The sequence below is a fragment of the Streptococcus sp. 714 genome (assembly GCF_013277115.1).
Classification (GTDB): Bacteria; Bacillota; Bacilli; order Lactobacillales; family Streptococcaceae; genus Streptococcus.
Map to the genome: position 1 here is coordinate 24407 of NZ_VMMH01000018.1, position 25729 is coordinate 50135.

The 25729-nt window shown below is 42.1% G+C and carries 24 protein-coding genes; 18 read left to right on the forward strand and 6 right to left on the reverse strand.

Features of this window, described 5'->3' with window-relative positions; genetic code table 11:
• Positions 1–179: 179 nt before the first annotated feature.
• The 5 genes from HT718_RS07345 (at position 180) to ugpC (ending at position 4557) form a co-directional block, all read left to right on the forward strand.
• Positions 180–701 (forward strand): dihydrofolate reductase family protein, encoded by a 522-nt coding sequence (locus HT718_RS07345; protein ID WP_000301981.1) that lies wholly within the window; start codon positions 180–182, stop codon positions 699–701.
• A gap of 17 nt (positions 702–718) precedes the next feature.
• The gene (cysS, locus tag HT718_RS07350) at positions 719–2062 is read left to right on the forward strand and encodes a cysteine--tRNA ligase (protein WP_173268031.1); all 1344 of its coding nucleotides are present in this window, start codon (positions 719–721) and stop codon (positions 2060–2062) included.
• Positions 2055–2441, forward strand: coding sequence for a Mini-ribonuclease 3 (locus HT718_RS07355; protein ID WP_173268032.1), 387 nt, complete (start codon positions 2055–2057; stop codon positions 2439–2441). Before cysS ends, HT718_RS07355 begins: the two co-directional genes overlap by 8 nt.
• A gap of 3 nt (positions 2442–2444) precedes the next feature.
• Complete coding sequence (locus tag HT718_RS07360; protein WP_173268033.1) at positions 2445–3314, forward strand: PucR family transcriptional regulator; 870 nt, start codon at positions 2445–2447, stop codon at positions 3312–3314.
• 112 nt (positions 3315–3426) lie between these two features.
• A complete protein-coding gene (ugpC, locus tag HT718_RS07365) occupies positions 3427–4557 on the forward strand; it encodes a sn-glycerol-3-phosphate ABC transporter ATP-binding protein UgpC (protein ID WP_173268034.1) in 1131 nt (376 codons plus the stop codon).
• A gap of 97 nt (positions 4558–4654) precedes the next feature.
• Here the strand turns inward: ugpC and HT718_RS07370 are convergent, their stop codons facing one another.
• From HT718_RS07370 to HT718_RS07390, 5 genes are all read right to left on the reverse strand, one after another.
• Positions 4655–5845: a ferric reductase-like transmembrane domain-containing protein gene (locus HT718_RS07370; RefSeq protein ID WP_173268035.1), complete on the reverse strand. Its 1191-nt coding sequence runs from the start codon at positions 5843–5845 to the stop codon at positions 4655–4657.
• A 142-nt stretch (positions 5846–5987) separates the two neighbouring features.
• Entirely contained in the window at positions 5988–6647 is a 660-nt protein-coding gene (locus HT718_RS07375) for an amino acid ABC transporter permease (protein WP_173268036.1), read from the reverse strand.
• Positions 6648–6656: 9 nt separating this feature from the next.
• Complete coding sequence (locus HT718_RS07380) at positions 6657–7334, reverse strand: amino acid ABC transporter permease (RefSeq protein ID WP_173268037.1); 678 nt, start codon at positions 7332–7334, stop codon at positions 6657–6659.
• A gap of 12 nt (positions 7335–7346) precedes the next feature.
• The gene (locus HT718_RS07385) at positions 7347–8141 is read right to left on the reverse strand and encodes a transporter substrate-binding domain-containing protein (protein ID WP_173268038.1); all 795 of its coding nucleotides are present in this window, start codon (positions 8139–8141) and stop codon (positions 7347–7349) included.
• 10 nt (positions 8142–8151) lie between these two features.
• On the reverse strand, positions 8152–8910 hold the full coding sequence (locus HT718_RS07390; protein WP_173268039.1) for an amino acid ABC transporter ATP-binding protein: 759 nt from the start codon (positions 8908–8910) through the stop codon (positions 8152–8154).
• 176 nt (positions 8911–9086) lie between these two features.
• Here HT718_RS07390 and recJ point away from each other — a divergent pair, with 176 nt between their 5' ends.
• The 8 genes from recJ (at position 9087) to HT718_RS07430 (ending at position 19976) form a co-directional block, all read left to right on the forward strand.
• On the forward strand, positions 9087–11309 hold the full coding sequence (gene recJ, locus HT718_RS07395) for a single-stranded-DNA-specific exonuclease RecJ (RefSeq protein WP_173268040.1): 2223 nt from the start codon (positions 9087–9089) through the stop codon (positions 11307–11309).
• A 173-nt stretch (positions 11310–11482) separates the two neighbouring features.
• The gene (locus HT718_RS07400) at positions 11483–13144 is read left to right on the forward strand and encodes a ribonuclease J (RefSeq protein ID WP_173268041.1); all 1662 of its coding nucleotides are present in this window, start codon (positions 11483–11485) and stop codon (positions 13142–13144) included.
• Positions 13145–13212: 68 nt separating this feature from the next.
• A complete protein-coding gene (locus tag HT718_RS07405) occupies positions 13213–13992 on the forward strand; it encodes an alpha/beta hydrolase family protein (protein WP_173268042.1) in 780 nt (259 codons plus the stop codon).
• Between the two features lie 103 nt (positions 13993–14095).
• Positions 14096–15316, forward strand: a complete 1221-nt coding sequence (locus HT718_RS07410; protein WP_173268043.1) for an aminoacyltransferase — start codon at positions 14096–14098, stop codon at positions 15314–15316.
• A gap of 4 nt (positions 15317–15320) precedes the next feature.
• Positions 15321–16487 carry an aminoacyltransferase gene (locus tag HT718_RS07415; RefSeq protein ID WP_173268044.1) on the forward strand — a complete coding sequence of 389 codons (1167 nt, stop codon included), beginning with the start codon at positions 15321–15323 and terminating at the stop codon, positions 16485–16487.
• A 78-nt stretch (positions 16488–16565) separates the two neighbouring features.
• On the forward strand, positions 16566–17267 hold the full coding sequence (locus tag HT718_RS07420) for a M57 family metalloprotease (protein WP_173268045.1): 702 nt from the start codon (positions 16566–16568) through the stop codon (positions 17265–17267).
• Between the two features lie 38 nt (positions 17268–17305).
• Complete coding sequence (gene uvrC / locus HT718_RS07425) at positions 17306–19153, forward strand: excinuclease ABC subunit UvrC (RefSeq protein WP_173268046.1); 1848 nt, start codon at positions 17306–17308, stop codon at positions 19151–19153.
• Positions 19143–19976, forward strand: a complete 834-nt coding sequence (locus HT718_RS07430; protein ID WP_173268047.1) for a metallophosphoesterase family protein — start codon at positions 19143–19145, stop codon at positions 19974–19976. The genes uvrC and HT718_RS07430 overlap by 11 nt, the downstream gene beginning before the upstream one ends.
• A gap of 181 nt (positions 19977–20157) precedes the next feature.
• Here the strand turns inward: HT718_RS07430 and HT718_RS07435 are convergent, their stop codons facing one another.
• Entirely contained in the window at positions 20158–20958 is an 801-nt protein-coding gene (locus HT718_RS07435; protein WP_173268048.1) for an amino acid ABC transporter substrate-binding protein, read from the reverse strand.
• A 170-nt stretch (positions 20959–21128) separates the two neighbouring features.
• Here HT718_RS07435 and HT718_RS07440 point away from each other — a divergent pair, with 170 nt between their 5' ends.
• The 5 genes from HT718_RS07440 to brnQ all read left to right on the forward strand — a co-directional run bounded on the left by HT718_RS07440 (position 21129) and on the right by brnQ (position 25571).
• Positions 21129–21734 (forward strand): nitroreductase family protein, encoded by a 606-nt coding sequence (locus tag HT718_RS07440; protein ID WP_173268049.1) that lies wholly within the window; start codon positions 21129–21131, stop codon positions 21732–21734.
• Positions 21735–21746: 12 nt separating this feature from the next.
• Positions 21747–23147, forward strand: a complete 1401-nt coding sequence (gene pepV / locus HT718_RS07445) for a dipeptidase PepV (protein WP_173268050.1) — start codon at positions 21747–21749, stop codon at positions 23145–23147.
• A gap of 53 nt (positions 23148–23200) precedes the next feature.
• A complete protein-coding gene (locus HT718_RS07450; protein ID WP_173268051.1) occupies positions 23201–23791 on the forward strand; it encodes a uracil-DNA glycosylase family protein in 591 nt (196 codons plus the stop codon).
• Positions 23788–24075 carry a rhodanese-like domain-containing protein gene (locus HT718_RS07455; RefSeq protein WP_000659160.1) on the forward strand — a complete coding sequence of 96 codons (288 nt, stop codon included), beginning with the start codon at positions 23788–23790 and terminating at the stop codon, positions 24073–24075. Before HT718_RS07450 ends, HT718_RS07455 begins: the two co-directional genes overlap by 4 nt.
• A 170-nt stretch (positions 24076–24245) precedes the next feature.
• Positions 24246–25571 carry a branched-chain amino acid transport system II carrier protein gene (brnQ, locus tag HT718_RS07460; RefSeq protein ID WP_173268052.1) on the forward strand — a complete coding sequence of 442 codons (1326 nt, stop codon included), beginning with the start codon at positions 24246–24248 and terminating at the stop codon, positions 25569–25571.
• Positions 25572–25729 lie beyond the last annotated feature (158 nt).

The following is a 25729-nucleotide window of genomic DNA, read 5'->3' on the forward strand; positions in this document are numbered from 1 at the left end:
GTGAGGCGCTTGAATGTTTAAGAATGAACCGTTCTGCTACAGATTGGAATTGCTGTTTTTTGGCTTATTTTTCTTGTCCAGCAAGGATTTTGCTGAATACTTTGATTAGCTTAGGTCTAACCATCTGGGTCTATCCCGCTAAGTGAAGGCAAAGTAGAACTAGAAAGGAAACTACAAGAATGGCAGTATATTTTTACGGCTGTATCACCATGGATGGCTACTTGGCAGACAGCCAGCACAGGATAGACTGGCTGCATCAGCTTGGTTCTGTAGAGGATACAGGCTATGATGACTTTTACAGGCAAATGGATATCACCATCATGGGCAAGCGGACCTTTGAGGAAATCCAAGATTTGCAAGATGTAGAAAGTTTTTATCAAGCTACGGAAAACTATGTCTTTACGCATGATAGGCACCTGCCTGTCAGCAATTACCAGCCAGTAGCTGGGGATGTGGTGGACTTTGTTCGCCAGATTGACAAAGGCAAAAATGTCTTTGTGATTGGTGGTAATTCCTTGGTAGGACCGCTCTTGGATGCGGATCTTTTCGACCATCTTATTATTCAGATAGCGCCCCTTATCCTAGGAAAGGGGGTTCCCCTCTTTACCCAAGAGGAAGGACAGCGTTTTTACCAACTAGATAGCCTCAGACAATTTGGTCCTTTTGCAGAGCTGGTTTTCAGCCGAAAAAGTCAGAAATAGAGAAGGGAGTGGACCGCATGATTAAAATTTACGACACCATGTCTCGTGATTTGCGAGAATTTGTCCCGATTGAGGACGGCAAAGTCAAGATGTATGTTTGTGGGCCAACCGTGTATAACTATATCCACGTGGGGAATGCTCGTTCGACGGTAGCTTTTGATACCATTCGACGTTACTTCGAATACCGTGGTTACGAGGTTGCCTATATTTCCAATTTCACGGATGTGGATGATAAGATTATCAACCGTGCCAAGGAAGAAGGTATCACTCCTCAGGAGGTTGCGGACAAGTACATCGCTGCCTTTCGTGAGGATGTGACGGCCTTGGGCGTCAAACCTGCGACTCGCCATCCGCGTGTGGTGGAGTTTATGACTGACATTATCCGCTTTGTGGAAGACTTGATAGAGAAAGGTTTTGCCTACGAGAGTCAAGGAGATGTCTATTTCCGTGTGGAAAAATCCCACAACTATGCTAAATTGGCTAATAAAACCTTAGAAGATTTGGAGTTGGGTGCTTCAGGTCGTACCGATGAAGAAACGGCTCGCAAGGAAAATCCGGTAGACTTTGCTCTATGGAAAGCTGCTAAACCAGGCGAGATTTCTTGGGACAGTCCTTGGGGACCTGGTCGTCCGGGCTGGCATATCGAGTGTTCAGTCATGTCAACTGAGATTTTAGGAGATACCATTGATATTCACGGTGGTGGAGCTGACCTTGAGTTTCCGCACCACACCAACGAAATTGCCCAGTCAGAAGCCAAAACAGGCAAGACCTTCGCTAACTACTGGATGCACAATGGCTTTGTCAATATCGATAATGTCAAGATGTCCAAGTCCTTGGGTAATTTTATCACTGTACACGATGCCCTCGAAACGATTGATGGGCAAGTGCTTCGTTTCTTCTTTGCAACCCAGCATTACCGTAAACCAATCAACTTTACGGAAAAGGCAGTGCGTGATGCAGAGACTAATCTCAAGTATCTGAAAAACACCTATGAGCAACCAGTTACTGGAACTGTAGATGCTCAAGAGTTACAGATATTTAAAGATAAGTTTGTAGGGGCTATGGATGAGGATTTCAACTCTGCCAACGGTATCACAGTGGTCTTTGAAATGGCCAAGTGGATTAACTCAGGCAACTATGATGCAAGTGTTAAGCAAGTTCTTGCAGATATGTTGGAAGTCTTTGGAATTGTCTTTGTTGAGGAAGTTTTGGATGCAGAGATTGAAGTCTTGATTCAAAAACGTCAAGAAGCGCGTGTCAATCGTGACTTTGCGACAGCGGACCAGATCCGTGACCAATTGGCTACTCAAGGAATTAAGCTCCTTGACACCAAAGATGGAGTGAGGTGGACACGTGATTGATGTCAATCTCATTAACGGGATTGCGCTAGCTTTTGAAGGAGATGCGGTGTATTCCATGTATATTCGCCGTCATCTCATTCTTAAAGGCATGACCAAACCCAATAAACTCCACCAAGAGGCGACCAAGTATGTGTCGGCCAAAGCTCAGGCCCGCCTGATTTCCCTCATGCTGGAAGAAGAAATCCTAACGGAAAAAGAAGAAGAAATCTACAAACGTGGTCGCAATACCAATAGTCATACCAAGGCTAAAAATGCTGATGTGGTGACTTACCGTATGTCCACAGGTTTTGAAGCAGTCATGGGTTATCTCCATATGACTGAAAATCTGGAACGTCTTGAGAGCTTGATTTCATGGTGCATCCAAAAAGTGGAGGGCTAGGATATGATGGCAAAAGAACTACAAGACTGGTTTCCTGAGGCTCAGATTTCAGACCAACCAGTAGAGAAAGAGGGCTATCTTACTCTTCCTTTGGCTTCTCAGCAGTGGCTTTTGCTGGAGGAAGCTAGTCTTAGCGAGCGTGAAAAACAACTGGTGGCTCTCTTAACCAAACAGGAGCAAACCATTTCCTTCAATCCTTGGTATTTTTATCTCATTGAAGGCAAAGGACAGGCACCGCAAGCTTTTAAAAAGATTCAGTTGGTTTATTGTCATCTTTCCTATTTTCAGCAGGAAAATCTAGCTTCTTGGCTGGATATGATGCGGACTCTTTTTCCTAACTGTCAAACAGTGCTTCAGGTGGGAGCGCAGGATTACATTTTTGTTCTCCAACAGGATAAGTACACCTCCGTTCGATCTATCTTGATGGATACCTTGGAAGCCGTAGAATATGACTTTGGAGTACGTTTATCCATCATGTTAGGTCAGGTCTGGTCTCAAACAGGTCATCAAGCCCTATCCGACTTGATCAAAGCGGAGCGGGATTTGTTTAAGACTTGGTGGCGTCAGGGTCACCAAGGTGTTCATACCTTTTCACAACTCTATCTTTGGAGTATGGGAGAAAGGATTGTGGACCTGAGAGTCATTAAAGAATGTTTACATCAGATGATTTTGGATCAGGACCAGATTCAGGAAATCATTCTCTCTCTTTGGGAAAATAGTGCCGTTCTGACTAAAACAGCCCAGCAACTCTATCTGCACCGAAATTCTCTCCAGTACAAGATTGATAAATGGGAAGAATTGACAGGGCTTCAGTTGAAGGAATTGACTGACCTGACCCTGTGTTATCAATTGATTTTACCAGATATTCTCTAAAGTTTTGTGCAAGTTGCACAGAACTTTTTTATTTTTTTGGTCACCTTGCCATAGAAATGTAAAGCGTTTTCATATATAATAAAACTATCAAAAGACAAAAGGAGTTCACCTCATGGTAGAATTGAATCTTAAAAATATTTACAAAAAATATCCAAACAGCGAACACTACTCAGTTGAAGACTTCAACTTGGACATCAAAGACAAAGAGTTCATCGTTTTCGTAGGACCTTCAGGATGTGGTAAATCAACTACTCTCCGTATGATTGCAGGTCTTGAAGACATCACAGAAGGTACTGCATCTATCGATGGCGTGGTTGTCAACGACGTAGCTCCAAAAGACCGTGACATCGCCATGGTATTCCAAAACTACGCTCTTTACCCACACATGACTGTTTATGACAACATGGCTTTCGGTTTGAAATTGCGTAAATACAGCAAGGAAGATATCGACAAACGTGTACAAGAAGCAGCTGAAATCCTTGGATTGAAAGAGTTCTTGGAACGTAAACCTGCTGACCTTTCTGGTGGTCAACGTCAACGTGTTGCCATGGGGCGTGCGATTGTCCGTGATGCAAAAGTATTCTTGATGGACGAACCTTTGTCAAACTTGGATGCCAAACTTCGTGTATCTATGCGTGCTGAAATTGCTAAAATCCACCGTCGTATCGGAGCTACAACTATCTACGTAACTCACGACCAAACAGAAGCGATGACACTTGCAGACCGTATCGTTATCATGTCAGCAACTAAGAACCCTGCTGGTACAGGTACTATCGGACGTGTAGAACAAATTGGTTCTCCTCAAGAAGTTTACAAAAACCCAGTTAACAAATTCGTAGCAGGATTCATCGGAAGCCCAGCTATGAACTTCATCAACGTGAAACTGGTTGGTAGCGAAATTGTTTCTGACGGTTTCCGTTTAAAAGTGCCAGAAGGCGCTTTGAAAGTTCTTCGTGAAAAAGGCTATGAAGGTAAAGAATTAATCTTCGGTATCCGTCCAGAAGACGTGAATGCAGAGGAAGCATTCCTTGAAACATTCCCAGAATCAGTTGTAAAAGCGACTATCTCTGTATCAGAATTGCTTGGTTCAGAATCTCACCTTTACTGCCAAGTTGGTAAAGACGAATTTGTTGCTAAAGTTGATGCTCGTGACTACTTGCAAACAGGCGCAACAGTTGAACTTGGATTTGACTTGAACAAAGCACACTTCTTCGATGTAGAAACTGAAAGAACAATTTACTAAGCAAATGAAACTCAAAACACTGCTAGAGAAATCTGGCAGTGTTTTTAAGCGTTTGCGTAGAAAAAACTCCTGGGGAATTCCAGGAGAATATGAGTGGTTATTTGAACTTGAATCCTTCGTAAATAAGCTCTGCTTTGGGATTTTGTTTTTTAATCTGCTTGGCGAGTGACTTCATCATAGAAAGAGGACCACACATATAGACGGTTGCATGTTCGGGTACTTCTTTTTGTTCAAAATTAAGATAGCTGTCTTTCCTACTGTCTACTAGATGGAGTTCAAAATTTGGATTTTTCTGAGCATAGTCACGGAGCAAATCTATATAAACTGCATTTTCCTCTCCACGGAAGCTATAGTAGAAGTGAACCTGTTTATCTAAAATAGGATGTTCACGGATGTAAGAGATGAAGGGGGTGATCCCAATACCTCCAGCAATCCAAACCTGATTTTCTCGGCCCTCTTCTATGATCATGTGTCCGTAACCTCTATCTACGCTTACTTTGCTGCCGACTTGAAGATTGTCATAGATATTCTTGGTATGATCGCCTGAATTTTTAACAGTAAAGTAAAGAGTTTGACCACGACCTCCTGAGATAGAAAAGGGATGCGGAGCACTTTCAAAGCCTTCTTGGAAAATCTTTAGAAAGGCAAATTGGCCTGATTGATAGTCGAAAGGTCTGCTAAGATGGATTTGAATTTCTCTGGTATCGTGATTTAAGCGTTTGAGATTGGTAATTTTCCCTAGATAGGGGAAGCCAATCTTTTGATATAGAAAAATGATATAAAAACCAGCCAGTAAGCCTAAAAGGGCATAGCTACCAACAAGAAAACTTAGAAGATTAAATGTAAGGAGACGATTGCCCATCATCATGTAGACGTGAAAGAGTCCAAAAATATAGGCCAGGTAAACCAGGCGGTGAATCCAGCGCCAAGCTTCGTATTGGATGTATTTGCCTAAATAGGCGACAAGGATGATACTGACAAAGATATAGATGGCAAGGTTGCCAAACTGAGAGGCTAATCGAGAGCCCCACAAACCGCCCATACTAAAGTTATGAAAGATTAGTAGGATGATGGAGAGAAAGGCTGTAAATTTGTGTACGGTGTAGACCTTCTCCAAACCGTGAAACCAGTTTTCTAGTAGTGGGAGACGAGTGGCTAGGATAAAAGTCAGAGATAGGCTTGTTAAAGCTAGTCCTGGAATCATGAATTGGGGAGAAGTGTTCATCCAACTCAAAATAGTCAAGGCAAAACTAGCTATGATAAAGAGTAGTCCTTTGAGTGATTTCATAAAAAATTCCATTTCATTTAGATTTGATTTGTTGTAAATAAATTTGTTACATTTTATCATAGAAAAAGTATGGTGTCAAATTGAGGTCTATAAATATCTGCTATCATCAAAAAAACTCTCCAATGAACTGGAGAGTGGCTGTTTATTCTGCAGCTTGTTGCCAACGTTTTGCTAACATATGAGACAGGCTAGAAATGGCTAGGTTAAAGCTGAAGTAGATGAGGGCAATCAGGATATACAGACTGAAGACCTGCTCTGGTTCGAAATAACGGCCCATGAGAATTTGGCTGGCTCCAAAGAGTTCTTGTAGGGCGATAACAGAGTAGAGAAGACTGGTATCCTTAATCACGGTTACAAACTGAGAAATGATGGCTGGCAGCATTTTACGGATTGCTTGTGGGAGAATGATGTGATAGAGGATTTGTATAGAGGTAAATCCTTGTGACATTCCTGCTTCGTATTGCCCCTTGTCCACAGCGTTGAGACCACCTCGGATAATCTCAGCCAAGGCTACTGATGTAAAGAGGGTAAAGGCGGTGATACCAGCTGGTGTGGATTTCATTTTGAACACTAAAAAGATAGTGAAAATCCAGAGGAGGTTGGGAACATTACGCACAAATTCGATATAAATGCTGGAAATAATGCGCAAGATAGGATTTTTGCCATTTCTCATGACCGCTAGAACTGTACCGATAAGTGTAGAGAGGACGATGGCGATCAGAGAAATATAGAGGGTCAAGCCAAATCCTTTAAAGATAAAGATTAGGTTATCTGGGGTCAAAACTTCTAAAATGGATTCCATAGTAACCTCCTAAAGTGAATAGGCTTTTTTGTTGGCTTGCTCCATTTTGCGACCAAACTGGGCAACAGGGAAGCACAGAGAAAAGTAGAGAAGGGCAGCTCCTAAAAATGCTGGAATGTAGTTTCCGTTGAGAGCCGACCAAGACTTGGTCACAAACATCAAGTCGACTCCAGAGATGATAGCGACTGTCGAGGTATTCTTGATGAGGTTGACGATTTGGTTGGTCAAAGGAGGGAGTATGATACGAAAGGCCTGAGGCAAGATAATCAAGCGCATAGCACTGATATAAGTAAAACCTTGCGACAAGGCGGCCTCCATTTGACCGCTAGGAATAGACTGAATCCCTGAGCGAATCACCTCGGCGATGTAGGCGCCGTGATAGAGTCCCACGCAGAGAACAGTCGTCCAATAAATCGGAATCATGATGGTATGGTCACTGATAAGAGGTAGGCCATAAAAAACGATAACAAACTGCACCAAGAGAGGAGTGTTTTGGTAAAATTCGACAAATATGCGAGCCAAAATGCGCAAAATCGGACGTTTGCTGGTTGACATTGCTCCAAAGAAGATGCCCAAAACCATGGCTAGGATAAAGGATCCAATCGCTAGAGCAAGGGTGAAGAGGAAACCATTGAAAAATTGGCCAAAATCCTGAAAATAGGCTGTCCAAGATGATAAATCTGTCATAGGGTGTCCTCCTTAATCTGCGGTATGGCTAGATGGTTTGAGCTTGTAACGGTCATAAAGTTTCTGTAAACTACCATCCTTGCTCCATTTAGTGACCAAGTTATCAAGATAGTTGTTGAGCTCTGTATTTGATTTCTTGGTAACGATACCGTAGTCAGATGGCTTGAAACTATCATCTAGTAGTACTGTGCGTTTGCTGATGTAGCCAGACAGAATCGAGCGGTCAACGGAAAAGGCATCGATACGGTGGGCATGAAGGGAAGTAATCAATTCTGGATAAGAACCAAGTTCGACGAATTTAAAGGTTAAGCCTTTCTTTTTACCCAGTTCAGTAATCAAGCGTTGGGTAATGGAACCTTGGGCAACACCGATGGTTTTTCCGTTTAAGTCCTCAATGCTTTTGATTTTGGCAGATTTATTGACCAAAAAGCCAGATGCGTCCGTGTAGTAGGGACTGGTAAAGTTATAGAGTTTTTTGCGTTCGTCTGTAATGGTAAAGGTTGCAATGTCCATATCGACCTGTTCATTGTCTAGGAGCGGTCCACGGGTTTGCGCGGTAACAGGCACATAGCGAACCTTGACCTTAAGCTCATCTGCTACCATCTTGGCCAAGTCTGTTTCAATACCAGAATAAGTCCCTGTCTTAGGATCCTTGTAGCCAAAATTGGGAACATCTTGTTTGACACCAACAACCAGTTCGCCTCTCTTTTGAATGTCTGCGACACTGGTATCAGCCTGAACTGGTTTTGCAGTAGCAAGGCCGAAAAGGCTAATCACTAATGCTGATAAAAAGAATTTCTTTTTCATAGAGACCTCCTTATTTTACTTTGTCACTTTCGTGGTTGATGATTTTGCTGAGGAATTGTTGGGCACGAGGCTCGCTTGGATTGTCGAAAAAGTCATCGACATCTGTCGTATCCACCAGAACTTCTCCGTCAGCCATAAAGATGATACGGTCCGCAACTTCACGGGCAAAGCCCATTTCGTGAGTAACGACAATCATATTCATACCATCGTGGGCCAATTTTTGCATAACTGCCAGAACATCGCCGATAGTTTCAGGGTCAAGAGCAGATGTTGGCTCATCAAAGAGGAGGAGTTCAGGATGCATAGCGAGGCCACGAGCAATGGCGATTCGTTGTTTTTGTCCACCAGAAAGCATGGCTGGATAAGAATCTTTCTTGTCCCACATATTTACAAATTCCAAATATTTTTGGGCTGTTTTTTCAGCTTCTTTTTTATCAATTCCTAGAACTTTTACGGGTGCGAGTGTTACGTTTTCTAACACTGTTTTGTGTGGGTAGAGGTTGAAATGTTGGAAAACCATGCCGACTTCCTTGCGAAGAGGAACTAAATCTTTCTGGCTGGCACCAGCAACCTGGTGACCATTTACTAGAAGACTTCCCTTATCAACAGCCTCTAAACCATTAATCGTACGGATAAGAGTTGACTTCCCAGAACCAGAAGGTCCAAGGAGGACAACGACTTGTCCTTTTTCAAAACGGAGATTGATGTCGCGGAGTGCATGGTAGTCTCCGTAATATTTTTCGACGTGTTCAAATTCTACTAAAGCCATAAGGAATCTCCTTTGTGTTAGATTTTATAACATGATTCTACACCAAAAGATTTTTCTTGTCAAATCATATCAGAAAAAAGTTAGTAAAATTTTTGTAGAAAGCAATCTGGATAGAGAAAAAGCCTAAATCATGTTATAATGAAGCAATAGAATTCTTAGAAAGAGTGGATGTCTTTTTGATAACACCTACTTATGAATGGCAATTTGCCCCGCAGGTAGAAGATGCGGATTTTACAAAGATAGCCAAGAAGGCTGGACTGGGTCCTGAGGTAGCTCGGTTATTATTTGAGAGAGGGATTCAGGACGAAGAAAGTCTGAAGAAGTTTTTAGAACCCTCCTTGGAGGACTTGCACGACCCTTATCTGCTCCATGATATGGACAAGGCAGTGGCTCGGATTCGTCAGGCCATTGAAGAAGGGGAAAATATTCTCATCTATGGAGATTACGATGCGGATGGTATGACTTCGGCTTCGATTGTGAAGGAAAGTTTGGAACAACTTGGTGCCGAGTGCCGTGTTTACTTGCCTAATCGTTTTACTGATGGATATGGTCCCAATGCTAGTGTTTATAAATACTTTATCGAGCAAGAGGGAATTTCCTTGATAGTGACAGTGGATAATGGGGTTGCGGGTCACGAAGCCATTGAATTGGCCCAGTCGATGGGAGTGGATGTCATTGTGACTGACCACCATTCCATGCCTGAAACCCTGCCAGATGCTTATGCTATCGTTCATCCTGAGCATCCAGACGCGAGTTATCCTTTCAAATATTTGGCTGGTTGTGGAGTGGCTTTCAAGCTGGCTTGTGCCCTTTTAGAAGAAGTGCAAGTGGAACTACTGGACTTGGTTGCTATTGGTACCATTGCGGATATGGTGAGCTTGACGGATGAAAATCGTATCTTGGTGCAATATGGTCTGGAAATGTTGGGGCATACTCAGCGCATTGGTCTACAAGAAATGCTAGACATGGCTGGAATTGCTACAAATGAAGTAACAGAAGAAACGGTTGGCTTCCAGATTGCTCCTCGTTTAAATGCCTTGGGGCGCTTAGATGATCCCGATCCAGCTATTGATTTGTTGACTGGGTTTGATGATGAGGAAGCGCATGAGATTGCCCTTATGATTCACCAGAAAAACGAAGAGCGCAAGGAAATCGTCCAGTCTATCTATGAAGAAGCTAAGACCATGGTGGATTTTGAGAAGAAGGTCCAGGTTTTGGCTAAGGAAGGTTGGAATCCTGGGGTTCTGGGTATCGTGGCTGGTCGTTTGTTGGAAGAACTAGGGCAGACAGTCATCGTTCTTAATATAGAGGACGGTCGTGCCAAGGGTAGCGCTCGTAGTGTTGAAGCGGTCGATATTTTTGAAGCCTTGGATCCTTATCGTGACCTCTTCATTGCATTTGGTGGTCATGCTGGCGCAGCAGGAATGACGCTGGAAATTGAGAAACTCTCAGATTTATCTCAGGTTTTAGAAGACTATGTCCGTGAAAAAGGTGCAGATGCTGCTGGCAAGAATAAGTTAAACCTAGATGAAGAGCTGGATTTGGAGACTTTGAGTCTTGAAACAGTCAAGAACTTTGAACGTTTAGCTCCCTTTGGAATGGACAATCAGAAACCTGTCTTTTATATCAAGGATTTTCAGGTTGAAAGTGCTCGTACTATGGGAGCAGGCAATGCCCATCTCAAACTGAAAATCTCTAAGGGTGAAGCCAGTTTTGAAGTGGTGGCATTTGGACAAGGCAGATGGGCAACGGAGTTTGCTCAAACCAAGAATCTAGAGTTAGCAGTCAAATTGTCTGTCAACCAATGGAATGGCCAAACCGCTCTTCAGTTGATGATGGTGGATGCGCGTGTGGAGGGTGTTCAACTCTTTAATATTCGTGGGAAGAATACCACCTTGCCAGAGGGAGTTCCAGTCTTGGATTTTGCTGGAGAAGTGCCAGATTTAGCGACTAGTGAAGCTGTTGTCGTGAAAACCATTCCTGAGGATATTACCCTGCTGAAAACCATTTTTCAGGAGCAACATTTCTCAGCCGTCTATTTCAAAAACGACATCGACAAGGCCTACTACCTAACAGGTTATGGGACTAGAGAACAGTTTGCCAAATTGTACAAGACCATTTATCAGTTTCCAGAGTTTGATATTCGTTATAAGCTGAAAGATTTGGCAGCTTATCTTAATATCCAACAAATCTTGCTGGTCAAGATGATTCAAGTATTTGAAGAACTAGGTTTTGTGACGATCACAGATGGTGTGATGACAGTCAATAAAGAGGCACCAAAGCGAGAGATAGGAGAAAGTCAGATTTACCAAAATCTCAAACAAACCGTTAAAGACCAAGAAATGATGGCACTAGGTACCGTGCAAGAAATTTATGACTTTTTAATGGAAAAAGAGTAGAAGTTAGGAAAGAGTTGGGCAACCAGCTCTTTTTTGAAAACAAATCTTCATTTTGAAAATCATCAAAAAAATGGTATAATGGTAGGAAAAGATTCGGCTAAAAGTAATAGTGCTTTTAGAATAAGAGGGCAAGCAACCCTATAATCAAGATAAACTAAGCTTTCGGAGGAAAAATGAGTAATATCAGTCTAACAACACTTGGTGGTGTACGTGAAAACGGGAAAAATATGTATATCGCTGAAATCGACGGGTCTATTTTCGTTTTGGATGCAGGTCTAAAATACCCTGAAAATGAACAACTAGGGGTGGACGTAGTTATTCCAAATATGGACTACCTTTTTGAAAATAGCGACCGTATCGCTGGAGTCTTCTTGACCCACGGGCATGCGGATGCCATTGGTGCACTGCCTTATCTCTTGGCTGAAGCTAAGGTACCTGTATTTGGGTCTGAGTTGACCATTGAGTTGGCCAAACTCTTTGTTAAAGGAAATGATGCGGTTAAGAAATTCAATGATTTCCATGTCATTGATGAGAATACGGAGATTGATTTTGGAGGGACTGTGGTTTCCTTCTTCCGTACGACCCACTCTATCCCAGAGAGTCTGGGTGTGGTCTTGAAGACGTCTGAGGATAGCATTGTTTATACAGGGGACTTCAAATTTGACCAGACAGCTAGTGAATCTTATGCGACAGACTTTGCTCGTTTGGCAGAAATCGGTCGTGACGGAGTTCTAGCTCTGCTCAGTGATTCAGCCAATGCAGATAGCAATGTTCAAGTGGCTAGTGAAAGTGAAGTTGGGGATGAAATCACCCAAACCATTGCGGACTGGGAGGGACGTATTATCGTTGCGGCAGTAGCCAGCAACCTCTCTCGTATCCAGCAGGTGTTTGACGCTGCGGATGCAACAGGTCGTCGTGTCGTTTTGACAGGATTTGATATTGAAAATATCGTCCGTACTGCTATTCGTCTCAAGAAATTGTCTCTAGCTAACGAAAGTCTTTTGATTAAGCCAAAAGATATGTCTCGTTTTGAAGACCATGAGTTAATTATCCTTGAGACAGGTCGTATGGGTGAGCCAATTAATGGTCTTCGCAAGATGTCGATTGGTCGCCACCGTTATGTGGAAATCAAGGACGGTGACCTGGTCTATATCGTAACGACTCCATCTATCGCCAAAGAAGCAGTCATGGCGCGTGTGGAAAACATGATTTACCAAGCTGGCGGGGTTGTTAAATTGATCACCCAAAGCTTGCGTGTGTCAGGTCATGGAAATGCGCGTGATTTGCAGTTGATGATCAATCTCTTGCAACCTAAGTATCTCTTCCCAATTCAAGGTGAATACCGTGAGTTGGATGCCCATGCTAAGGCTGCTATGGCAGTTGGGATGTTGCCAGAACACATTTTCATTCCTAAAAAGGGAACCAGCATGGCTTATGAGAATGGGGACTTTGTCCCAGCTGGCGCAGTTTCGGCGGGCGATGTCTTGATTGACGGGAATGCCATTGGTGATGTTGGTAATGTAGTCCTTCGTGACCGTAAGGTCTTGTCAGAGGATGGTATTTTCATCGTAGCAATTACCGTTAACCGTCGTGAGAAGAAAATTGTGGCCAAGGCCCGTGTTCACACGCGTGGATTCGTTTATCTTAAGAAGAGCCGCGATATTCTCCGTGAAAGTTCAGAATTGATTAACCAAACGGTAGAAGACTATCTTCAAGGAGATGACTTTGACTGGGCAGATCTCAAAGGGAAGGTTCGTGATACTCTGACCAAGTACCTCTTTGATCAAACTAAACGTCGTCCAGCCGTTTTACCAGTGGTTATGGAAGCAAAATAATCATTGAAATAAACAGAGGGAAAGTCGAATTTCGGCTTTTTCTTATCGGAAAATAGAAGGAGAAAATCATGGCAGTAATGAAAATCGAGTATTACTCACAAATCTTGGATATGGAGTGGGGAGTGAATGTCCTCTACCCCGATGCCAATCGAGTGGAAGAAGCAGATTGTAAAGATATCCCTATTTTGTATCTTTTACACGGGATGTCTGGCAATCATAACAGTTGGCTCAAGCGAACCAACGTAGAACGCTTGCTTCGAGGAACCAATCTCATCGTTGTCATGCCCAATACCAGCAATGGTTGGTACACTGATACTAAGTATGGTTTTGATTACTACACAGCTCTAGCAGAGGAATTGCCACAGGTTTTGAAACGTTTCTTCCCTAATATGACTAGCAAGCGTGAAAAGACCTTTATCGCTGGTCTTTCTATGGGAGGTTATGGCTGTTTCAAATTGGCTCTTGCAACAAATCGTTTTTCTCACGCAGCTAGTTTTTCAGGCGCCCTTAGCTTTCAAGATTTTTCTCCTGAAAGCCAAAATTTGGGAACACCAGCTTATTGGAGAGGTGTGTTTGGGGAGATTAAAGATTGGACAGCTAGTCCTTATTCTCTTGAAAGTCTGGCTAAAAAATCAGATAAACAGATCAAGCTTTGGGCTTGGTGTGGCGAGCAAGATTTCTTGTACGAAGCCAATAATCTCGCAGTGAAAAATCTCAAAAAACTGGACTTTGATGTGACCTATAGCCATAGTGCTGGAACTCACGAATGGTACTACTGGGAAAAACAATTGGAAAGATTTTTAGCAATCCTACCAATTGATTTCAAATTAGAAGAGAGATTGAGTTAGTTTGAACTTCAGCATAGGGGGAGAACTAAAATATGTTTTCACTAGACTTTTCAAACGAAAGTAGTAGAATAGTAATAAGATACTGGAGGAAAGAGAGTAGGAAATGTACCGTTATAAAATTGGCATTCCCACATTAGAATATGATCAGTTTGTCAAAGACCATGAATTAGCTAATGTATTACAAAGCAGTGCTTGGGAAAAAGTGAAATCTGATTGGAATTATGAGAGACTTGGTGTCTATGAAGGGGAGAACTTACTGGCTGTGGCTAGTATTCTCATAAAGTCTCTACCTTTGGGGTATAAAATGTTTTATATTCCAAGAGGTCCCATATTGGATTATAGGGATACAGAACTCTTGAGTTTTGTCATTCAGTCCATTAAGTCTTATGCTCGTAGCAAGAGAGCTATTTTTGTGACTTTTGATCCAAGTATTTGCCTGTCTCAAAGTTTAATCAATCAGGAAAAAACAGAATATCCTGAAAATCTGGCTATTATTGATAGTTTGCAACAAATGGGAGTAAGGTGGTCAGGAAAAACAGAGGAAATGGGGGACACCATTCAGCCTCGTATTCAGGCGAAAATATACAAGGAAAATTTTGAAGAAGATAAACTTTCCAAATCAACAAAACAGGCTATTCGAACAGCACGGAATAAGGGTGTAGAGATTCAATTTGGTGGAACTGAATTATTGGAGTCCTTTTCCTTTTTGATGAAAAAAACCGAGAAGCGGAAAGAGATTCATTTGAGGAATGAAGCCTATTATAAAAAGTTGTTAGATAATTTTAAGGACAAGGCCTACATCACGTTGGCAACCTTGGATGTCTCTAAACGTTCGCAAGAATTAGAAGAACAGTTAGCGAAAAACAGAGCCTTGGAAGAGACCTTTACTGAGTCGACTCGAACTTCAAAAGTAGAAGCGCAGAAGAAGGAAAAAGAACGTTTGTTAGAGGAATTGACTTTCTTGCAGGAATATATGGATGCAGGTCAAGCAAGAGTTCCCTTAGCAGCTACCTTGACTTTAGAATTCGGACAAACTTCTGTCAATCTATACGCAGGAATGGATGAAGATTTTAGACGTTATAAAGCTCCTATTTTGACTTGGTATGAGACAGCTCGATATTCCTTTGAACGTGGCATTTTATGGCAAAATTTAGGAGGCGTCGAGAATGCTTTAGATGGTGGACTCTATCGTTTTAAAGCTAATTTTAATCCAACGATTGAAGAATACTTGGGTGAATTTACAATGCCCACTCATCCTCTCTATCCTCTGTTAAGACTTGCTCTTGATTGCCGTAAAACATTAAGAAAAAAACATAGAAAGTAAGTATATGGCACTAATTACACTCACGAAAGAAGAGTTTCAGGCTTATTCTGATCAGGTTTCTTCTCGTTCCTTTATGCAATCCGTTCAAATGGGGGACTTGTTAGAAAAAAGAGGGGCTCGAATTGTTTACCTTGCTTTGAAACAGGAAGGAGAGATTCAAGTTGCAGCTATGGTTTATAGCTTGCCCATGCTGGGTGGTCTACATATGGAGATTAATTCGGGGCCGATTTATACCCAACAAGATGCCCTTCCAGTTTTTTATGAAGAGTTAAAAGAATATGCCAAGCAAAATGGTGTATTAGAGTTGCTTGTAAAACCTTATGAAACTTATCAAACTTTTGATGGTGAAGGTAATCCAATAGATACTGAGAAAAAAAGTATTATTCAAGATTTGACTGATTTAGGTTATCAATTTGATGGATTGACAACGGGTTATCCTAATGGAGAAGTCAGCTGGCATTACATCAAAGATTTGAAAGATTATGATGCTGTTTCCTTATTGAAATCCTTTAATAAAAATAGTATTCGCAACATTCAGTCGGCCTTTGATTTTAATATTCTTATTCGAAATGCAGAACGGGAAGAAATTCCAACGTTCAAAAAAATTATTGAAGAAACAGGTAAAAGACAAGGTTTTGAGGATAAGAATTTAGATTATTACTTTAAATTGTATGATATGTTTGGAGATAAGGCGGATTTCCTAATTGCTGAAGTCAATCCGCAACAGTCCATAGATGCTTTAAATGTGAAGATGGCTAGTCTTGACAAGAAGTCGAAACAATTTCATCAGCAATATCAAGCCTTGCAAAAGAAAAAAGATTTTCTAACTAGCTTGGATAGTGAGTCTGGCAATGTTGCTCTAGCTTGTGCTTTGATAATCTACACAAATACAGAGGCAACCTACTTGTTTGGTGGGTCGTACGCAGAGTATCAGAAGTTCTCAGCTCCATTTCTACTTCAATATCATGCGATGAAGCAGACAATGCAACGAAATATCCATCAATACAACTTCCTAGGGATTCAAGGAATTTTTGATGGTAGTGATGGCGTTTTGCGTTTTAAACAAAATTTTAATGGCTATATTGTACGTAAAGCAGGTACTTTCCGTTATCATCCATCGCCTTTAAAATACAAAGCTATTCAGTTAGTCAAAAAAATATTAGGACGTTAAGATGGAAAAGCCAGTATTTAGCTTTCTTTCAGCTTGTTTTAGTAAAATAGCCTTTATTTGCTAGAAAGGTGGAGAGACATGCGCTGGCTTTTTCGTTTAATAGGGGCTTTCTTTTCTTTTATTTGGCGTTTGTTTTGGCGCTTGGTTTGGATTGTTTTATTTTTATGCACTCTTGCTTTTGGATTTCTCTGGTATCTGAACGGGGATTTCCAAGGAGCGCTGAAACAGGCAGAGCGGTCGGTAAAGATTGGTCAACAAAGCATTGACCAATGGGAAAAAACAGGGCAACTGCCTAAGTTAAACCAGACAGATAGCCACCAGCATTCTGAAGGAAGGTGGCCACAGGCTTCTGCTCGTATTTACTTGGATCCTCAGATGGATTCACGCTTTCAAGAGGCTTATGTAGAAGCAATTCAGAATTGGAATCAAACTGGTGCTTTTAACTTTGAACTTGTGACTGAGTCCAGCAAGGCGGATATCTTGGCTACTGAGATGAACGACGGAAACACTCCTGTGGCAGGAGAGGCTGAAAGTCAGACCAATCTCTTGACGGGGCAATTCTTGTCTGTAACGGTGCGGTTGAATCATTATTATCTGTCCAATCCTGACTATGGCTATTCCTATGAGCGTGTTGTCCATACGGCAGAACATGAGTTGGGGCATGCGATTGGCTTGGACCATACAGATGAGAAGTCTGTGATGCAACCTGCAGGTTCCTTTTATGGTATTCAGGAAGAGGATGTTGCAAACCTTCGAAAATTATATGAGACCAATGAGTAGGGGACTATCTTTCCCTACTTTTTTGCTATAATGGAACTATGAACAACTTGATTAAATCAAAACTAGAGCTCTTGCCGACCAGCCCTGGTTGTTACATTCACAAGGATAAAAACGGCACCATTATCTATGTAGGAAAGGCTAAAAATCTACGTAACCGCGTGAGGTCTTATTTCCGTGGAAGTCACGATACCAAGACAGAGGCTCTGGTATCTGAAATTGTGGATTTTGAATTTATCGTTACGGAGTCCAATATTGAGGCCCTTCTCCTAGAAATCAACCTAATCAAGGAAAATAAGCCCAAATACAATATCATGCTCAAGGATGATAAGTCTTATCCTTTCATCAAAATCACCAATGAGTGTTATCCTCGTTTGATTATCACCCGTCAAGTCAAAAAAGACGGTGGTCTCTACTTTGGCCCTTATCCAGATGTGGGGGCAGCCAATGAAATCAAGCGACTTTTGGATCGAATTTTCCCTTTTCGCAAGTGTACCAATCCACCTTCTAAGGTCTGTTTTTACTACCATATCGGTCAATGTATGGCCCACACCATCTGTAAGAAGGATGAGGCTTATTTCCAGTCCATGGCTCAGGAGGTTTCTGATTTCCTAAAAGGACAGGATGACAAAATCATCGATGACCTCAAGGGAAAGATGGCAAAGGCAGCTCAAAGTATGGAGTTTGAACGTGCTGCGGAATACCGTGACTTGATTCAGGCCATTGGAACGCTTCGGACCAAGCAAAGGGTTATGGCCAAGGATCTCCAAAATCGGGATGTCTTTGGTTACTATGTGGACAAGGGCTGGATGTGTGTTCAGGTTTTCTTTGTTCGTCAGGGCAAGCTCATTGAGCGAGATGTCAATCTCTTCCCCTACTACAATGATCCAGATGAGGATTTCTTGACCTATGTGGGACAATTCTATCAAGAAAAATCTCACCTGGTTCCCAATGAGGTGCTGATTCCGCAGGATATCGATGAAGAAGCAGTCAAGGCCTTGGTGGATACCAAGATTCTCAAACCCCAACGTGGAGAGAAAAAACAACTGGTTAATCTGGCTATAAAGAATGCCCGTGTCAGCCTAGAGCAGAAATTCAACCTGCTAGAGAAATCTGTTGAAAAGACCCAAGGGGCTATTGAAAATCTTGGTCGCTTACTCCAAATCCCGACCCCAGTTCGCATCGAGTCCTTCGATAACTCCAACATCATGGGGACCAGTCCTGTTTCAGCCATGGTGGTCTTTGTTAACGGCAAACCAAGTAAAAAAGATTACCGTAAGTATAAAATCAAGACCGTAGTCGGGCCAGACGACTATGCTAGTATGAGAGAAGTCATTCGCAGACGCTATAGTAAAGTGCAGCGTGATGGTTTGACTCCTCCAGATTTGATTGTGATTGATGGGGGACAAGGTCAAGTCAATATCGCCAAGCAGGTCATTCAAGAAGAACTGAGTCTGGATATTCCCATTGCAGGTTTGCAAAAAAATGACAAGCACCAAACCCATGAATTGCTCTTTGGAGATCCGCTTGAGGTGGTGGAGTTATCTCGAAATTCTCAGGAATTTTTTCTCCTCCAACGCATTCAAGATGAGGTGCACCGCTTTGCTATCACTTTCCATCGCCAACTGCGCTCCAAAAATTCCTTTTCATCACAACTGGATGGAATTGACGGTCTGGGACCTAAACGCAAGCAGAATCTCATGAAGCATTTCAAGTCTCTGACCAAAATCAAGGAAGCCAGTGTGGATGAGATTGTCGAAGTTGGAGTACCAAGAGTAGTAGCAGAAGCTGTGCAGAGGAAGTTGAACCCGCAGGAGGCAATGGAATTAGCTCAAGTAGCGGAAGAAAGAGTAGATTATCAAACAGAAGGAGAACACAATGAACCATAAAATCGCAATTTTATCAGATATTCATGGCAATGCGACGGCGCTAGAAGCAGTGATTGCAGATGCTAAAAATCAAGGAGTCAGTGAATACTGGCTTCTGGGAGATATTTTTCTTCCTGGTCCAGGTGCAAATGACTTGGTAGCCCTGCTAAAGGACCTTCCTATCACAGCCAGTGTTCGAGGAAATTGGGATGATTGTGTCCTTGAGGCCTTGGATGGTGAATACGGTTTGGAAGATCCACAAGAAATCCAATCAATGCGAATGACCCAGTTTTTGATGGAGCGAATGGATCCTGCAACGATTGTATGGCTACGAAACTTGCCTTTGCTGGAAAAGAAAGAAGTTGATGGGCTGCGCTTTTCTATCTCTCATAATTTACCTGACAAAAACTATGGTGGGGACCTACTGGTTGGGAATGATACAGATAAATTTGATCAACTACTAGATGAGGAAACCGACGTGGCAATCTATGGTCATGTCCACAAGCAGTTGCTTCGCTACGGCAGTCAAGGGCAACAAGTCATCAATCCAGGGTCGATTGGCATGCCCTATTTTAATTGGGAGGCGTTAAAAAATCACCGTGCCCAGTATGCCGTGATAGAAGTTGAAGATGGGGAATTGGTAAATATCCTATTTCGTAAAGTCGCTTATGACTACGAAGCGGAGTTGGAATTGGCCAAGTCCAAGGGGCTTCCCTTTATCGAAATGTATGAAGAACTACGTCGTGAAGATAACTATCAGGGGCACAATCTGGAACTATTAGCAAGCTTAATAGAAAAGCATGGGTATGTAGAAGATGTGAAGAATTTTTTTGATTTTTTGTAAGAGTTTCCTAAAATAACCAATGCAAACTAAAAAAGCGATTGGCTGGTCCAATCGCTTTTAGTATATCTTATACTCAATGAAAATCAAAGAGCAAACTAGGAAGCTAGATGTAGGTTGCTCAAAGCACAGCTTTGAGATTGCAGATAAAGCTGACGTGGTTTGAAGAGATTTTCGAAGAGTATTATTGTAATTGAGATTGATCTGGAAGGTAAGAACCACCTAGATAAGTATTGCTGAGTTTTTCAAGGGTTCCATCTTGGTAGAGTTCTTTGAGCGCTTTATCAAATTTCTCTTTAAACTCTTTTTGGTCGCTTGAGAAAACAATATAGTTGTTGGGGCTATCGGCAGAAGGTAAATCAACGACTGAGAGGTCTAAGCCACGGTCCTTGATAATCTTTTGAACCGATACCTTGTCAAAAACTAGGAAATCAAATTCACCGTTAGAGAGGTCTAAGATTCGTTTACCGATATCCTCTCCAGAAAAATTGATAGTAGCGGGATTGTCAGTGTGTTTTTGATTCCAGTTATTGATGAATTGAGCGTTTGAAGTTCCAGTATCCTCTTGCGTTGTTTTGCCAGCGATTTGGTCAAGTGAAGTCAGAGGATTTTTCTTGTTGCTGACAAGTACGAGGGGATTGTTCGAAATTGGGAGTGAGTAAAGGTATTTTTCAGCACGCTCTTTTGTGTAACTCAAGTTATTAGCTGCTGCTTGATAATGACCAGAATCAAGTCCTGGGAAGATACTTTCCCAGGCGGTTCTTTGGAATTGAATCTCGTAGTCGCTGAGTTTTTCATCCACTGCTTTCAGAACTTCGATATCGAAGCCTGTTAGATTGCCCTTATCTTCGTAGTCAAATGGCGGCACATCACCAGCGGTAGCAACGACGATTGTCTTTTGAGGGTTAGTCTTTTTAGGTGTAGCTTGATTTCCACAGGCAACTAAAAGTGGGAGGATGGCTAGTAATAGGCTAAATTTTTTCATAATGTCTCCATTCAAATGTAAGTTATCTGCTAGTTTATCAGAAACTTTCCCGATGAACCAATATATATTTTTTATGGCTGTGATAAAAAAACTTAATCATGAAAAATCCCTGCAAGCTCTTTCAAATTATGGTAGAATGGAAGCAGTAGAATTAGAAAAGGAAATCGATTATGAAATTTCTTGAATTAAATAAAAAACGTCATGCGACCAAGCAGTTCATTGATAAGCCAGTGGATCCTAAAGATGTGCGTACGGCTATCGAAATTGCAACCTTGGCTCCAAGTGCCCACAATAGCCAGCCTTGGAAATTTGTGGTGGTTCGTGAGAAAAATGCTGAATTGGCAAAGTTGGCTTACGGTTCCAACTTTGAGCAGGTATCATCAGCGCCTGTAACCATTGCCCTGTTTACGGATACAGACCTTGCCAAACGTGCTCGTAAGATTGCCCGAGTTGGAGGTGCTAACAATTTCTCAGAAGAACAACTTCAATACTTTATGAAAAATTTGCCTGCGGAATTTGCCCGTTACAATGAACAACAGGTCAGTGACTACCTAGCCCTCAATGCAGGTTTGGTTGCTATGAACTTGATTCTCGCTCTTACAGATCAAGGAATTGGCTCAAATATGATCCTTGGTTTTGACAAATCAAAAGTCAACGAAGTTTTGGATATCGAAGAACGTTTCCGCCCAGAACTCTTGATTACAGTGGGGTATACGGACGAGAAATTAGAACCAAGCTACCGCTTGCCAGTAGATGAAATCATCGAGAAAAGATAGAAGGAAGATAATATGACAGCAATTGATTTTACAGCAGAAGTAGAAAAACGCAAAGAAGACCTCTTGGCTGACTTGTTTAGCCTTTTGGAAATCAACTCAGAACGTGATGACAGCAAGGCTGATGCCCAGCATCCATTTGGGCCTGGTCCAGTAAAAGCCTTAGAAAAATTCCTTGAAATCGCAGACCGCGATGGCTATCCAACTAAAAATGTTGATAACTATGCAGGACACTTCGAGTTTGGTGATGGAGAAGAAGTTCTCGGAATCTTTGCCCACATGGACGTAGTGCCAGCTGGTAGCGGTTGGAACACGGATCCTTATACACCAACTATCAAAGACGGTCGCCTCTACGCGCGTGGTGCTTCAGATGACAAGGGTCCTACAACAGCTTGTTACTATGGTTTGAAAATCATCAAAGAATTGGGCCTTCCAACTTCTAAGAAAGTTCGCTTTATTGTCGGAACTGATGAAGAATCAGGCTGGGCAGACATGGATTACTATTTTGAACATGTAGGACTTGCAAAACCAGACTTCGGTTTCTCCCCAGATGCTGAGTTCCCTATCATCAATGGTGAAAAAGGAAACATTACAGAATACCTCCACTTTGCAGGAGAAAACAATGGTGCCGCTCGTCTTCACAGCTTTACGGGTGGCTTACGTGAAAACATGGTACCTGAGTCAGCAACAGCAGTTGTTTCAGGTGACTTGGCTGACTTGCAAGCCAAACTAGATGCCTTTGTTGCAGAACACAAGCTCAGAGGAGAAATTCAAGAAGAAACTGGCCAATACAAGGTGACGATTATTGGTAAATCAGCCCATGGTGCTATGCCTGCTTCAGGTGTCAATGGTGCAACTTACCTGGCCCTCTTCCTCAGCCAGTTTGACTTTGCTGGTCCAGCAAAAGACTACCTTGACATCGCTGGAAAAATTCTTTTGAATGACCATGAGGGGGAAAATCTCAAGATTGCTCATGTGGATGAAAAGATGGGTGCTCTGTCTATGAATGCGGGTGTCTTCCGCTTTGATGAAACAAGCGCTGACAATACCATTGCCCTCAACATCCGCTATCCAAAAGGAACAAGTCCAGAGCAAATCAAGTCAATCCTTGAAAACTTGCCAGTTGCTTCTGTTAGCCTTTCTGAACACGGTCACACCCCTCACTATGTGCCAATGGAAGATCCGCTTGTACAAACCTTGTTGAATGTTTATGAAAAACAAACTGGCCTTAAAGGTCATGAACAAGTTATCGGTGGTGGTACCTTTGGTCGCCTGCTAGAACGAGGTGTTGCCTATGGTGCCATGTTCCCAGACTCTATTGACACCATGCACCAAGCTAATGAATTTATCGCCTTGGACGATCTTTTCCGAGCAGCAGCAATCTATGCCGAAGCTATTTACGAATTGATCAAATAAAACGATAGAAGTCTGAGATGCTATGCTTAGACTTCTTTTTGGAGGGAAAGTAGATGTCTCAAATCGAAAGAATAAAGCAGGCTATCATGGCGGATCCGCAGAATGCCAGCTATACCGAGCGCGGAATAGAGCCTCTCTTTGCAGCGCCAAAGACTGCTCGCATCAATATCGTCGGTCAGGCACCGGGACTTAAAACCCAAGAAGCAGGGCTTTACTGGAAGGACAAAAGTGGGGACCGCCTGAGAGACTGGCTAGGTGTAGATGAAGATACCTTTTACAATTCAGGTTGTTTTGCGGTTTTACCCATGGATTTCTACTTTCCAGGGCATGGCAAGTCAGGTGATTTGCCACCGCGAGCAGGTTTTGCTGAAAAATGGCACCCGCAGCTCTTGCAAGAATTACCAGATATTCAGTTAACCCTTTTGATTGGGCAATATGCCCAAGCCTACTATTTACAGGAGAAAGTCAGTGGCAAGGTGACAGAACGGGTAAAACGCTATAAAGACTATCTGCCAGACTATTTTCCTCTAGTTCACCCCTCACCACGAAATCAAATCTGGATGGCCAAAAATCCTTGGTTTGAGGCAGAAGTAGTGCCGGATTTGAAAAAAAGAATTAAAACTATTTTAGGAGAAAAAGAATGAAAGAAATTACCTTTGACGCATTTTACCAGCTTTATCAAAATGACCAACTTTCTCTAGTGGACGTGCGAGAAGTGGATGAGTTTGAAACACTTCATTTAGAAGGTGCCCACAACCTACCGCTTAGTCAATTGGCTGATACCTTTGATCAGTTGGACAAGGACCAGTTGCATTATGTTATTTGCAAATCTGGAATGAGATCGGCGCGTGCTTGTCAATTCCTAGCTGAACAAGGTTATGAGGTTATCAATGTTCAGGGTGGCATGTTAGCCTTTGAAGAACTTTAAACAGTAGATTTTCTCCTACTCGGTATGGACTGGGTAGGAGAGTTTTATTTTTAGACAATTCTCATTTTTGAGAATCTTGAAAACATTCAATATTTACTTCGTGAAGCTTTTTTCATACTCGTATTCATGATATACTAGGTCAGTATTTTATAAATATGAAGGAGATTTTCATGGCTAAAAAAGGTGCCCTAACAGGCTTGCTCCTGTTTGGAATATTTTTTGGTGCGGGGAACTTGATTTTTCCGCCTTCTCTAGGTGCTCTATCTGGAGAACATTTTCTTCCTGCCATCGCAGGTTTTGTCTTTTCAGGTGTCGGTATCGCCGTCTTGACTCTTATTATTGGAACGCTCAATCCTAAAGGATATATCTACGAGATTTCAACAAAGATAGCTCCTTGGTTTGCGACTCTTTACCTCTCAGTTCTTTACTTGTCAATTGGCCCATTCTTTGCCATCCCACGTACAGCTACAACAGCTTACGAGGTAGGGATTAGCCCTCTTTTGTCGGATGCAAATAAAGGTCTTGGCTTGATTGTCTTTACGGTTCTGTATTTTGCGGCAGCCTATTTGATTTCGCTTAATCCATCAAAAATCTTGGACCGTATCGGCCGTATCTTAACGCCAGTCTTTGCGATTTTGATTGTTATCTTGGTTGTTCTAGGAGCTTTCAAATACGGTGGAACAAGTCCTCAAGTTGCTTCAGATGCTTATCAAGCTTCTGCCTTTGGTACAGGTTTCCTAGAAGGTTACAATACCTTGGATGCCCTTGCCTCAGTTGCCTTTAGCGTAATCGCAGTTCAAACCTTGAAGCAACTTGGATTTTCAAGTAAGAAAGAATACATTTCGACTATTTGGGTTGTTGGTATCGTTGTTGCCCTTGCCTTCAGCGCTCTTTACATCGGTTTAGGTTTCCTTGGAAATCATTTCCCAGTACCAGCTGAAGCGATGAAGGGTGGAACGCCAGGTGTTTATATCTTGTCACAAGCTACTCAAGAAATCTTTGGTTCAACAGCTCAACTCTTCCTTGCAGCTATGGTTACTGTAACCTGCTTCACAACAACAGTTGGTCTAATTGTGTCAACAGCGGAGTTCTTTAACGGACGTTTCCCACAAATCAGCTACAAGGTTTATGCAACAGTCTTTACCTTGATTGGATTTGCCATTGCAAATCTTGGTTTGAGTGCAATTATCAAGTACTCAATTCCAGTACTAGTTATCTTGTACCCAATCACGATTGCCATCGTTATGATTGTTATTGTGAACAAATTTGTTGCCCTTTCAAAACCAGGTATGCAGTTGACAATTGCTGTGGTTACAGCTATTGCCATTGCAAGCGTACTAGGAAGCTCATTTAAGGTTGAGTTTCTTGCAAATCTTGTCAATGCTCTTCCTTTTGCCAAGGCATCTCTTCCATGGTTGGTGCCAGCCATCGTTGGAATCTTGCTCTCATTGGTTCTACCAAATAAGCAAGAAAGTGATGTTTTTGAAATGGAATAATCACTAATACTCTTCGAAAATCAAATTCAAACCGCGTCAACGTCGCCTTGTCGTACTCAAGTACAGCCCGCGGCTAGTTTCCTAGTTTGCTCTTTGATTTTCATTGAGTATAAAATCACTTTTGTAGTCAAGGCTACAGGAGTGATTTTCTTTTTTTA

Excerpts from the sequence above, each read along its gene's own strand:
- HT718_RS07345 (WP_000301981.1), top strand. The coding sequence starts at position 180 with ATGGCAGTATATTTTTACGGCTGTATCACCATGGATGGCTACTTGGCA.
- HT718_RS07450 (WP_173268051.1), top strand. The coding sequence starts at position 23,201 with ATGTCTCAAATCGAAAGAATAAAGCAGGCTATCATGGCGGATCCGCAG.
- uvrC (WP_173268046.1), top strand. The coding sequence starts at position 17,306 with ATGAACAACTTGATTAAATCAAAACTAGAGCTCTTGCCGACCAGCCCT.
- HT718_RS07400 (WP_173268041.1), top strand. The coding sequence starts at position 11,483 with ATGAGTAATATCAGTCTAACAACACTTGGTGGTGTACGTGAAAACGGG.
- HT718_RS07420 (WP_173268045.1), top strand. The coding sequence starts at position 16,566 with ATGCGCTGGCTTTTTCGTTTAATAGGGGCTTTCTTTTCTTTTATTTGG.
- ugpC (WP_173268034.1), top strand. The coding sequence starts at position 3,427 with ATGGTAGAATTGAATCTTAAAAATATTTACAAAAAATATCCAAACAGC.
- HT718_RS07430 (WP_173268047.1), top strand. The coding sequence starts at position 19,143 with ATGAACCATAAAATCGCAATTTTATCAGATATTCATGGCAATGCGACG.
- HT718_RS07360 (WP_173268033.1), top strand. The coding sequence starts at position 2,445 with ATGATGGCAAAAGAACTACAAGACTGGTTTCCTGAGGCTCAGATTTCA.
- HT718_RS07435 (WP_173268048.1), bottom strand. The coding sequence starts at position 20,958 with ATGAAAAAATTTAGCCTATTACTAGCCATCCTCCCACTTTTAGTTGCC.
- pepV (WP_173268050.1), top strand. The coding sequence starts at position 21,747 with ATGACAGCAATTGATTTTACAGCAGAAGTAGAAAAACGCAAAGAAGAC.
- cysS (WP_173268031.1), top strand. The coding sequence starts at position 719 with ATGATTAAAATTTACGACACCATGTCTCGTGATTTGCGAGAATTTGTC.
- HT718_RS07440 (WP_173268049.1), top strand. The coding sequence starts at position 21,129 with ATGAAATTTCTTGAATTAAATAAAAAACGTCATGCGACCAAGCAGTTC.
- HT718_RS07410 (WP_173268043.1), top strand. The coding sequence starts at position 14,096 with ATGTACCGTTATAAAATTGGCATTCCCACATTAGAATATGATCAGTTT.
- brnQ (WP_173268052.1), top strand. The coding sequence starts at position 24,246 with ATGGCTAAAAAAGGTGCCCTAACAGGCTTGCTCCTGTTTGGAATATTT.
- HT718_RS07375 (WP_173268036.1), bottom strand. The coding sequence starts at position 6,647 with ATGGAATCCATTTTAGAAGTTTTGACCCCAGATAACCTAATCTTTATC.
- HT718_RS07385 (WP_173268038.1), bottom strand. The coding sequence starts at position 8,141 with ATGAAAAAGAAATTCTTTTTATCAGCATTAGTGATTAGCCTTTTCGGC.
- HT718_RS07415 (WP_173268044.1), top strand. The coding sequence starts at position 15,321 with ATGGCACTAATTACACTCACGAAAGAAGAGTTTCAGGCTTATTCTGAT.
- HT718_RS07455 (WP_000659160.1), top strand. The coding sequence starts at position 23,788 with ATGAAAGAAATTACCTTTGACGCATTTTACCAGCTTTATCAAAATGAC.
- HT718_RS07405 (WP_173268042.1), top strand. The coding sequence starts at position 13,213 with ATGGCAGTAATGAAAATCGAGTATTACTCACAAATCTTGGATATGGAG.
- HT718_RS07390 (WP_173268039.1), bottom strand. The coding sequence starts at position 8,910 with ATGGCTTTAGTAGAATTTGAACACGTCGAAAAATATTACGGAGACTAC.
- HT718_RS07370 (WP_173268035.1), bottom strand. The coding sequence starts at position 5,845 with ATGAAATCACTCAAAGGACTACTCTTTATCATAGCTAGTTTTGCCTTG.
- HT718_RS07380 (WP_173268037.1), bottom strand. The coding sequence starts at position 7,334 with ATGACAGATTTATCATCTTGGACAGCCTATTTTCAGGATTTTGGCCAA.